This is a genomic window from Gaiella sp. (genome assembly GCF_035558935.1).
Taxonomy (GTDB): domain Bacteria; phylum Actinomycetota; class Thermoleophilia; order Gaiellales; family Gaiellaceae; genus Gaiella.
The window spans coordinates 1-7,108 of the sequence record NZ_DATMBZ010000009.1 but is presented as its reverse complement, the minus strand read 5'-3'; the positions used below and the strand labels follow the sequence as shown (position 1 = coordinate 7,108).

Annotated in this window: 7 protein-coding genes; 4 read left to right on the top strand and 3 right to left on the bottom strand. The window is 70.3% G+C overall.

Going from position 1 to position 7,108, the window contains the following annotated elements:
- Positions 1-3: 3 nt before the first annotated feature.
- Together VNM44_RS01050 and VNM44_RS01045 are read right to left on the bottom strand one after the other, a co-directional pair.
- Positions 4-573 carry a hypothetical protein gene (locus VNM44_RS01050; protein WP_325621650.1) on the bottom strand — a complete coding sequence of 190 codons (570 nt, stop codon included), beginning with the start codon at positions 571-573 and terminating at the stop codon, positions 4-6.
- A 62-nt stretch (positions 574-635) separates the two neighbouring features.
- Positions 636-1,997: a glycine--tRNA ligase gene (locus tag VNM44_RS01045; protein WP_325621648.1), complete on the bottom strand. Its 1,362-nt coding sequence runs from the start codon at positions 1,995-1,997 to the stop codon at positions 636-638.
- Positions 1,998-2,024: 27 nt separating this feature from the next.
- Here VNM44_RS01045 and ybaK point away from each other — a divergent pair, with 27 nt between their 5' ends.
- Genes ybaK through VNM44_RS01030 form a run of 3 tightly spaced genes read left to right on the top strand, consistent with a single transcriptional unit; the run spans position 2,025 to position 3,528 of the window.
- The gene (gene ybaK / locus VNM44_RS01040; RefSeq protein WP_325621646.1) at positions 2,025-2,492 is read left to right on the top strand and encodes a Cys-tRNA(Pro) deacylase; all 468 of its coding nucleotides are present in this window, start codon (positions 2,025-2,027) and stop codon (positions 2,490-2,492) included.
- Positions 2,489-3,322, top strand: coding sequence for a pyruvate, water dikinase regulatory protein (locus VNM44_RS01035; protein ID WP_325621644.1), 834 nt, complete (start codon positions 2,489-2,491; stop codon positions 3,320-3,322). Before ybaK ends, VNM44_RS01035 begins: the two co-directional genes overlap by 4 nt.
- Positions 3,319-3,528 carry a hypothetical protein gene (locus VNM44_RS01030; RefSeq protein WP_325621642.1) on the top strand — a complete coding sequence of 70 codons (210 nt, stop codon included), beginning with the start codon at positions 3,319-3,321 and terminating at the stop codon, positions 3,526-3,528. Before VNM44_RS01035 ends, VNM44_RS01030 begins: the two co-directional genes overlap by 4 nt.
- Before the next feature lie 206 nt (positions 3,529-3,734).
- Here VNM44_RS01030 and VNM44_RS01025 read toward each other — a convergent pair whose 3' ends face one another.
- Positions 3,735-4,370 carry a shikimate kinase gene (locus VNM44_RS01025; RefSeq protein WP_325621640.1) on the bottom strand — a complete coding sequence of 212 codons (636 nt, stop codon included), beginning with the start codon at positions 4,368-4,370 and terminating at the stop codon, positions 3,735-3,737.
- 20 nt (positions 4,371-4,390) lie between these two features.
- On the opposite strand from VNM44_RS01025, the gene ppdK reads away from it, so the two are divergent.
- A complete protein-coding gene (gene ppdK / locus VNM44_RS01020) occupies positions 4,391-6,985 on the top strand; it encodes a pyruvate, phosphate dikinase (protein ID WP_325621638.1) in 2,595 nt (864 codons plus the stop codon).
- Positions 6,986-7,108 lie beyond the last annotated feature (123 nt).

The window sequence follows — 7,108 nt, the reverse complement described above, 5'->3', positions numbered from 1 at the left end:
GGACTAGAACCGCTCGAGCACGCGCTCGAGGGCGCCCTCGGAGATGAGCTGGTCGGTCAGCTCGTTCCGCCCGGGGCGCACTTCGCGCCGCACGATGCCGTTCTCCGCGAGGCGGTATTGACCGACCCAGTCGAGGCGCGGCGAGTAGACGTGGATCGTGACCGCCGGCGCGCCGGCCTCGTGGCGCACCCGGTGGATGTATCCCGGGCCGCCCCGTCGTGCATCGCCAGGGCGCAGGTGGAGCTCGATGTCGTTGCCGCCGTAGACGAGCAAGTCCTCCCGAACGCCGCCGGCGGCGCAGCAGAGCCCGACACCGGAGATGTAGTGGTCATGGAAGCCGGTTCCCTGCCCGGGCATCCAGGAGAGCACCCAGGCGTCCATCCGCTCGTCCTCACAGATCAGCTCGTATCGCCTGTTGTGCGCATCCCGGTGGACGAGTGGCTCCCAGATGTCGCGCCTGTCGACGATGTCGACCGCGAGCTGCTCGAGCTCCTCCGGGGAGAGGATCCCGTCGTGTGGCACCAGGTCGCCGAGCGACGCGAGCGCAGGCGTGAAGATCTGTGCGGTCGCCATCGCAGATTGAGTGTACTTCCGGCCCTCCTTGCTTACCCTCGCGCTGCCCGCGAGCCGCCTGCTCAGGAAGTGTGCGGTGGCGGCGTCCAGGCCGCTGCGAGGCGGTCGAGCAGATGCTCTCTCGCGCGCGCGATCGAGATGCGCTCCTGCGCCAGCGAGTCGCGATCGCGGATCGTCACCGTCTCGTCGACGAGCGTCTGCTCGTCCACCGTCAACGCCCATGGCGTCCCGATCTCGTCCTGGCGGCGATAGCGGCGCCCGATCTGACCGCCGTCGTCGTGCTCGGCGACCATCACGCGACGGAGCTCCGCGTGGAGCGCGCGCGCCCGCTCGGCCATCCCGACGTCGCGCGGGACGAGCGGGAGCACGGCGACCTTCACCGGCGCAATCTCGGGGTGGAGGCGGAGCACCGTCCGTTGCCGCTCCGCGACCAGCTCCTCGTCGTACGCGTCGCAGAGGAATGCGAGCATCGCGCGGTTGACCCCGGCCGCAGGCTCGATCACCGCGGGCACGTAGCGCTCGCCGCTTCCCCCGTCGACCCACTCGAGGGTCGTGCCCGACGCCTCCGAGTGCGCGGTGAGGTCGAACGTTCCCCGGTTCGCGACCCCCTCGAGCTCCGACCAGCCGATGGGATACAGGTACTCGATGTCGCTGGTCGCGCTCGAGTAGTGCGAAAGCTCGTCCGCCTCGTGGGCGCGCACGCGCAGGCTCTCGGGCCGGATGCCGTAGCGGACATACCAGGCGACCCGCTCGTCGATCCAGTAGCGGTACCACTCGTCCGCCTCGGGCGGCGGCACGAAGAACTCCATCTCCATCTGCTCGAACTCGAGCGTCCGGAAGATGAAGTTCCCGGGGGTGATCTCGTTGCGGAAGGACTTCCCGACCTGCGCGATCCCGAACGGTGGCTTGCGGCGTGCGAGCTGGGCGACGTTCTTGAAGTTGACGAAGATGCCCTGCGCCGTCTCGGGCCGGAGGAAGACCTTCTGGCCGGTCTCCTCGACCGGGCCGACCCGTGTCTCGAACATGAGGTTGAACTGGCGCGCCTCGGTCAGGTCGCAGTCGGGCGTCTCGCCGGGCCGCTTGCTCGGCCGCTTCCCGCACTGCTCCTCGTCGAGATGGTCGGCCCGGAAGCGCTTCTTGCAGAACCGGCAGTCGACGAGCGGGTCGGTGAAGCCCGAGACGTGACCGGAGGCCTCCCAGATCTTCGGGTGCAGGATGATCGCCGAGTCGAGCGCAACGATGTCGTCGCGCTCCTGCACCATCGCTTCGAGCCAGCGCGCCTTGACGTTCTCCTTGAGGAGGACGCCGTAGTGGCCGTAGTCGTACGACGAGCCGAGGCCGCCGTAGATCTCGGACGAGGGAAACACGAAGCCCCGGCGGCGCGCGAGCGAGACGATCTTGTCCATCGTGACGTCGGCGGCCATCGAGCCGCCAACGCTACCCTCGGCCGCGTGGCGGGGCGGCGCACTCCGGCGATCACCGCGGCCGAGCGCGCGGGGATCGCCTTCCGGGTGCACGAGTACGAGCACGACCCTCGCGCCGCGTCGTTCGGCGTCGAGGCCGTCCAGAAGCTGGGTCTGGATCCTGCACGCGTCTTCAAGACCCTCGTCGCCGACGTCGACGGCGAGCTCACCGTGGCCGTCGTCCCCGTCGAGATGCAACTCGACCTCCGCGCCCTCGGAAAGCGGGCACGGATGGCCGACCCGAAGGCGGCCGAGCGGGCGACCGGCTACGTCACCGGCGGGATCAGCCCTCTCGGCCAGCGCCGTCTCTTACCGATGGTGCTCGACGACTCGGCGCTGGCGTTCGAGACGATCCACGTCAGCGCCGGTCGGCGCGGGCTCGAGCTCGAGCTCGCACCCGCCGACCTCCTGGCTCTCACCGGCGGGCGGGCGGCGGCTGTAGCCTCCCGCCGGTGAGCGACCAGGTCCCCGTCGAGCTCCACATCCTCTCCGACTCGACCGGCGAGACCGCAGCCCGGCTCGTCCTCGCGCTGGAGGCACAGTTCCCCGATCTTCCGTTCGAGGAGGTGCGGCATCCTCGCGTCGAGTCGATCGAGGATCTCGCGCTCGCCGTCGCGCGCGCCCGCGGGCGGCCTGCGGTGATGGTCTACACGCTCGTCGAGCCGGGCCTGCGAGAGGAGATGCGGCGGCTTTGCCGCCGCTCGCGCGTCCATTACTGCGACCTCCTCGGCCACCCGATCGACTCGATCTCGCGTGTCGCCGGCGTCGCCGCTCGGATGGAGCCCGGCGCCCGCGCGCCGCTCGATCAGACGTACTTCAAGCGGATCGAGGCGATCGAGTTCGCCGTGCGCTACGACGACGGCATCGGCGGCGGGCTCGACGAGGCCGACATCGTGCTCGTGGGCGTCTCGCGCACGTCGAAGACGCCTCTGTCGATCTACCTCGGCTACCTCGGTCACAAGGCGGCGAACGTCCCCGTCGTGCGCGGCGTGGAGCTTCCTCAACATCTCTTCGAGATCGACCGGGCGAAGATCGTGGGGCTGACGATCGACGCCGAGCGCCTCGCGGAGATCCGCGAGGAGCGCGTCCGCTCGATGGGAGGCCCGCGACGGCGCTACGCGGACCTCGAGGTCGTGTTCGAGGAGCTCGAGGCCGCGTCACGGATCCATCGGCGGCTTCGCTGCCCCGTGATCGACGTCTCCGAGCTGTCCGTGGAGGAGACGGCGATGCGAATCATTCGCCTGGTGGTCGAGCGTCACCGGCGACGGGACACGGCGAAGGCGTGACCTCGCCGAACGCGAAGTACGGCCGCCTCGCGCGAGGTGTCCACCGCGACCTGGCGGAGAAGGGCTGGGCGCCGGTCCGGTACTGGCTGATCTGGTGGACGGCGCTCGGCGTCGCGATGGTGCTTTTCTACGTCGTGCTGACGCCGATCTGGCTCGGCCTTCGGGCGGCTGCCTGGGTCGCGGAGCTCCGTTCGCGCCTTCGCTGACGAGGGTCACCAGAACGCCGCCGAGCGTGCGCGGGCGGAGACCGGTATCAGACACCGATCTTCGTCAACCCCGAGCCGTGCCGGATGTGTGCCGGTTCGTCCACAGGTCGAAATGCCTGCTCAGTCGCCTATTCCGCGTAACAGCCGACGGAGCCCCGTGTCGACGACCCATCGTCTTCGGACAATGGATCGCACGGATAGGGGTCTCACGGCCTGTGGAACGAACGGTACGGATTCGGCGCGGTTTGCCCTTGACAGAAATCGGTCTCTGAGGCCGGTTGCCCGTCCTGGCACCAGACGTGCCTGACGAAGGCGTCGACCTCGGCCTGCGAGCGAAGTCGCGCGACGCGGAAGCGTGCGAGCTCGCGAGGCCAGCGCTGCCGTCGGCGAGGGGCGGTGCGGAGCGCGTAGCCGAAGAGCGACCCCGGCCCGACGAGCGCGCCGCGGAGCGACTCCCGGTTGCCGTTCCAGAGCTCCTCGCTGAACAGGAGGCGTCGGAGCGTCCGGCGGGCGAGCCGCGCGAGCCAGACCCGCCGCGGCAGGTCGAGCCAGACGACGGTGTCCGCCGCCTCGAGCACGAGGTCGCCGAGCTTTGTGCGGTACGAGCCGTCGATCACCCACGCGTCGCCCGCGACGAGCGGGGCGACGCGACGGCGTAGGTCGGACGCCTCGGTCTCGCGCCAGCCGGAGCGCCAGTGGATCGAGTCGAGCTCGTGGAACGGGACGTCGAGCCGCGCGGCGAGTGCGCGCCCGAACGTCGTCTTCCCGCAGCCGCTCGCGGTGGCGATGATCGCGACGCGCCGCACGTACGTAGTTTCCCGATCCGCGACGCGGTCGCGCACCTGTACGTAGGATCGCGGCCATGCGCCTCGTCTACGCCTTCGACGAGCAGGCCCCCGGAGGGCGCGAGCTGCTCGGAGGCAAGGGAGTCGGGCTCGCCGAGATGACCGCCCTCGGCATCCCGGTGCCGGCGGGGTTCACGGTCACGACGGACGCCTGCCGCGAGACCATGCGCACGGGAGAGGTGCCCGAGCCGCTCTGGCCCGAGGTGGACGAGCATGTCGAGCGGCTCCAGGACCGCTCGGGCAAGCGGTTCGGGGACGCGCACGAGCCGCTCCTCGTCTCCGTTCGCTCCGGCGCTGCGATCTCGATGCCCGGGATGATGGACACGATCCTCAACCTCGGTCTCAACGACACGGCGGTCGAAGGGCTCGCCGAGGCGACCGGGAACCCGCGGTTCGCCTACGACTCCTACCGCCGGCTGATCCAGATGTACGGCGAGGTGGTCGACGGGGTGGAGGGGCACCTCTTCGAGGGCGAGCTCCAGGGCCTCAAGGAGCGCCGTGGCATCCGCCAGGACGTCGAGCTGACGGCCGACGACCTGCGCGAGCTGATCGGGACGTTCCAGTCGATCTATCAACGCGAGGTCGGCGAGTCCTTCCCGCAGGACGCCCGGGAGCAGCTGCAGCGCTCGATTCGCGCGGTGTTCGACTCCTGGGAGTCGCCTCGCGCGAAGGTCTACCGCCGCACGTACGACATCCCCGACGACCTCGGCACGGCCGTCAACGTCGTCCAGATGGTGTTCGGCAACATGGGCGACACCTCGGCCACGGGCGTCTGCTTCACGCGCGACCCGTCCACCGGGGAGCGACGCCTGTACGGCGAGTTCCTCTTGAACGCGCAGGGCGAGGACGTCGTCGCCGGAATCCGCACGCCCGAGCCGATCGAGCGCCTGCGCGAGATCCTGCCAGCCGCCTACGAGCAGCTGATCGAGACGCTCGATCAGATGGAGAAGCACTACCGCGAGATGCAGGACATCGAGTTCACCGTCGAGGACGGGACGCTCTACCTCTTGCAGACGCGGACGGGGAAGCGGACGGCGCAGGCGGCGCTCCGCATCGCGGTCGAGATGACCGGGGAGGACCTGATCTCACGTGAGGAGGCGGTCGCGAGGATCGACGCCGGCCAGCTCGACCAGCTGCTGCACCCGATGATCGACCCGGCTGCCGAGGTCGAGGTCGTCGCAACCGGGCTCAACGCCTCTCCGGGAGCCGCATCCGGCGCGATCGTGCTCGACGCGGACCTCGCCGAGGAGCGTGGGCGGGCGGGGGACGACGTGCTCCTCGTCCGCTGGGAGACGACGCCCGACGACATCCACGGGCTCGTCCATGCGCGGGGCGTGCTCACGGCGCACGGCGGGATGACGTCCCACGCCGCCGTCGTGGCGCGCGGCATGGGGAAGCCGTGTGTCGCAGGGTGCGAGGCCCTCTCGATCGACACGGGCGCCCGCACGGTGCGGATCGGCGACCTGGAGCTGAACGAAGGCGACCAGCTGACGATCGACGGGGGCACGGGCCGCGTGATCGTGGGCAGCGTGCCTCTGGTACCGCCGGCGATCGACGAGAACTTCGGGACGATCCTCGGCTGGGCCGACGAGTCCCGCCGGCTCCGGGTGCGCGCGAACGCCGACACCCCGGAGGATGCGTCGAAGGCGAGGGAGTTCGGCGCCGAGGGCATCGGCCTCTGCCGCACGGAGCACATGTTCATGGCCGCCGACCGCCTGCCCGTGGTGCAGGAGATGATCCTGGCGTCCGACGAGAAGGCGCGCCGGAGCGCGCTCGACCGCCTGCTCCCTGTGCAGCAGGGGGACTTCGAGGCGATCTTCGAGGCGATGGCCGGCTTCCCGGTCACCATCCGCCTGCTCGACCCGCCGCTGCACGAGTTCCTGCCGTCTGTCGAGGAGGCGACCTCGGACGCGATGCGGCGCCGCATCGAGCAGCTCCACGAGGCGAACCCGATGCTCGGCACCCGCGGCTGCCGCCTCGGTCTCCAGTGGCCCGAGGTCTACGAGATGCAGGTGCGGGCGATCGTGCGCGCCGCCCGCGCGGTCGCCGACCGGACCGGTGACGCTCCCCTCGTCGAGATCATGCACCCGCTCGTCGGGTTCGCCGAGGAGCTCCGCCGCCTGCGGGAGCTGACCGACCGCGTGGCCGCCGAGGAGGCGGAGGTCGAGTACAGCGTCGGGACGATGATCGAGCTCCCGCGGGCGTGCGTGCGCGCCGACGAGATCGCCGAGCACGCCGACTTCTGCTCGTTCGGGACGAACGATCTTACGCAGACGGCGCTCGGCTTCTCGCGCGACGACGCGGAGGGGAAGTTCCTCACGTACTACCTGGAGCACGGCATCCTCGAGCGGAACCCGTTCGAGGTGCTCGACCGAGAGGGTGTCGGCGACCTGATGCGGATCGCCGTGGAACGCGGGCGTGGCGTCGACCCGGAGCTCAAGCTCGGGATCTGCGGGGAGCACGGCGGCGAGCCGCGCTCGGTCGCGTTCTGCCACGAGATCGGGCTCGACTACGTCTCGTGCTCGCCCTACCGGGTGCCGCTCGCCCGCCTCGCTGCCGCGCAGGCGGCGCTCGCCGACGAGGGCGTCACGTCGGTCGCGGTCGGCGGCTGACCCCCGTCCAGAGTCGCGCGGGATGGACGACTTGAGCATCGGAACCGTCGCAACCATCGTCATCGGCGTCGTGCTCGCGATCGTCGTGCTGATCGCGATCGCGCGGACGGTCCGCATCGTCTC